The 2,564-nt window shown below is 34.7% G+C and carries 2 protein-coding genes and 2 pseudogenes; 1 reads left to right on the top strand and 3 read right to left on the bottom strand.

Going from position 1 to position 2,564, the window contains the following annotated elements; all coding sequences use genetic code 11:
- Positions 1-496: pseudogene (locus J582_RS24555) on the bottom strand (IS256-like element ISAba26 family transposase); the annotation flags it as partial.
- Positions 497-674: 178 nt separating this feature from the next.
- Here J582_RS24555 and J582_RS24550 point away from each other — a divergent pair.
- The gene (locus J582_RS24550; RefSeq protein WP_004887467.1) at positions 675-1,586 is read left to right on the top strand and encodes a lysine exporter LysO family protein; all 912 of its coding nucleotides are present in this window, start codon (positions 675-677) and stop codon (positions 1,584-1,586) included.
- Here the strand turns inward: J582_RS24550 and pyrF are convergent.
- On the bottom strand, positions 1,583-2,281 hold the full coding sequence (gene pyrF / locus J582_RS24545) for an orotidine-5'-phosphate decarboxylase (RefSeq protein ID WP_006580789.1): 699 nt from the start codon (positions 2,279-2,281) through the stop codon (positions 1,583-1,585). The two genes, J582_RS24550 and pyrF, sit on opposite strands and share 4 nt — an antisense overlap.
- A gap of 168 nt (positions 2,282-2,449) precedes the next feature.
- Positions 2,450-2,564, bottom strand: a pseudogene (locus J582_RS26545) (DUF1049 domain-containing protein); the annotation flags it as partial.

The raw sequence follows: 2,564 nt of genomic DNA, 5'->3' as shown, positions 1-2,564 counted from the left end.
CAAGATAGACAACAGGATAAAGGCTATCTAAGGCTCTATTTTGCCACTCAGTCACTTGCTCAATCACAGCATCGGTAACTTTGCTGATGAGAGATGCTGACACATCGGCATCGTACATTTCTTTGAAGAAGGCTACAATTTCCCTATTAGTCATTCCTTTTGCATACAGTGAGAGGATTTGGTCATCCATACTGGTGATGCGTGTTTGGTGCTTTTTGATAATTTGTGGCTCAAATGAACCTTCTCGATCACGGGGAATATCTAAAGCCAGTTGTCCATCTTGAGTTGTAATGGTTTTAGAACTAAACCCATTACGGCTATTTGAGCCTTTCTTGGGCTGATGCTTTTCATAACCGAGATGGTCTGAAAGTTCAGTATTGAGTGCAGTTTCAATCATGAATTTTTTAAAGACTGCTGTCATTTGGTTTAAGTCTTCTGGTGTTTTTAGACCTTTAGCCAATTCGGCAGCCATACTTTTGATTGTTGCTTCATCCATGTGAAGTACCTTTTGTAATTATCCTCTGAAGGATAAATGAAAATTAAGTACTTACACAAAATTTAGAACAGTCCCGTTAACCCCAAAAATTATTTACTGCTAAATAAGTTCTCTAATAGCTATGCAGCATAAAATGTTCAATACATAATAGATAGGTTAATAACAATCTATCTATTATATGCAATCTGTTAGCCTCATTATTCAAATTTTTATTGTAATAGCTTTTGGTTACTTTCTTGGTCCTAAACTCTCATTAAATATTCGGCAGTTTATTTTTAAAATTCTGCCCTATTTTTCATATATTTTACTAACAAGTGTTGCTTTAGAATTAACACTTGCACTTGATCAAATTAATAACCCATCTACTATATTGCCACCAGCTCTATTAATTGCATTTACAACATCTTTTGGTTCTTTTTTTACTTGTTTAATCGCCTACGCAATTTTTGATAAAGAAAGTGTTAAAGGAAAAATTTCACTTCAGCTTTTTATCAATGCTCTAAAAAATATTGCTAAGGCATTTCTAGCTTTAACTGTAGGTATCATTTTAGGTATTCTTTTTACTCGACTAAATATACATATTTCGTTTAATAGTTGGTATTTGTTATTAGTCTTTATTTTTCTAATTGGCATCGAATTAGCTTTTACTCATTTTAACCGAACATGGTTAAGCTGGAAAATTCTTATTGTACCTTTGGCTGCCTTTATAGGTTCATGTATAGCTGGTTTTCTCAACTATTTCTTATTAGGCAATCACTTTACACTTAATGAAATGCTGGCTTTAGCCCAAGGCTATGGCTGGTATTCGATGTCAGGTATTTTATTTACACAATTACATTCAGCTGAGCTAGGTGGAATTGCCTTACTTACAGATCTATTTAGAGAAATAGTTGCAATTTTACTCATGTACACCATGGGATGGCGTTTTCCACGTCCAGCAATTTCAAGCGCTGGTGCTACCTCGATGGATGTAACATTAGCAATGGTAAAACAGTCATGTGGTACGCATTATGTACCACACGCCATGATGAGTGGCTTACTTCTAAGCCTACTCGCTCCACTTTTAATTACTGTGTTTTTAAACTTTTAAGCAATCGAAGCAAGAATTGACTTCAACATTTGAGTTGGGTCTTCTGCTTTAGTAATTGGACGACCAATAACTAAATGGGTAGAGCCATCAAGCATTGCTTGTTTTGGAGTCACAATACGTTTTTGGTCATCTGCATTACTACCTTCTGGACGTATTCCAGGGGTAACTAAAGAGAAATCTTGTCCAATTAATTCACGGAGAATTTTAGCTTCCTGAGCAGAACAAACTACACCATCTAAACCACTCTCTTTAGTCAGTTTAGCTAATCTTTTAACTTGCTCTACAGGTTCAATATCTAAACCAATATCTTTTAAGTCTTCACGACCCATTGAAGTTAAAACTGTTACAGCAATTAACTGAGTTTGATAATTACCAGCCTTTAAACGCTCTACACAGGTTTCCATCATTTTTCGACCACCTGATGCATGTACGTTCACCATCCACACACCTAAGTCTGCCGCAGCACATACAGCTTGAGCAGTTGTATTAGGAATATCATGAAATTTTAAATCTAAGAAAACTTCGAAATTTTCTTCTTGAAGTTTTTTTACAACAGATGGGCCTTCATGAGTAAAAAGCTCTTTACCTACTTTTACGCGGCATAATGTAGGATCAAGTTGTTCAACAATTTTTAAAGCGTCATATTGGCTTTTAGCATCCAACGCAACAATGATACTCAAGAGACTTTCTTCCATCATATAAAATCAGCGCTATTATAATAGACAAGTCAGCTACTAATAAAGAAAACTATGAAGACAAGTTTTTGAATAAAAAAATATTGATTTTAAATTTAATGAATGAGGAGAAATATAGGGAGGAAATACTACTCTCTATAACCAGATAAAGAGTAGTATTACGAATAATTATAAAGGAGTAGAGTTTTTATCTTGAGGATAAACATCTACTACAGTTTTTTCATGTCTTACATTTGCAGCTGCTTCTGCTGCTGCCAATTGAGCACTTTGAATTTGTTCTTTT

This window comes from Acinetobacter sp. 1566109 (assembly GCF_000582255.1).
Classification (GTDB): Bacteria; Pseudomonadota; Gammaproteobacteria; order Pseudomonadales; family Moraxellaceae; genus Acinetobacter; species Acinetobacter nosocomialis.
The sequence above is the reverse complement of the archived record's forward strand: the minus strand, read 5'-3'. Positions and strand labels throughout refer to the sequence as shown.

Coding starts and splice junctions, on each gene's coding strand:
- J582_RS24550 (WP_004887467.1), top strand. CDS start 675: ATGCAATCTGTTAGCCTCATTATTCAAATTTTTATTGTAATAGCTTTT.
- pyrF (WP_006580789.1), bottom strand. CDS start 2,281: ATGGAAGAAAGTCTCTTGAGTATCATTGTTGCGTTGGATGCTAAAAGC.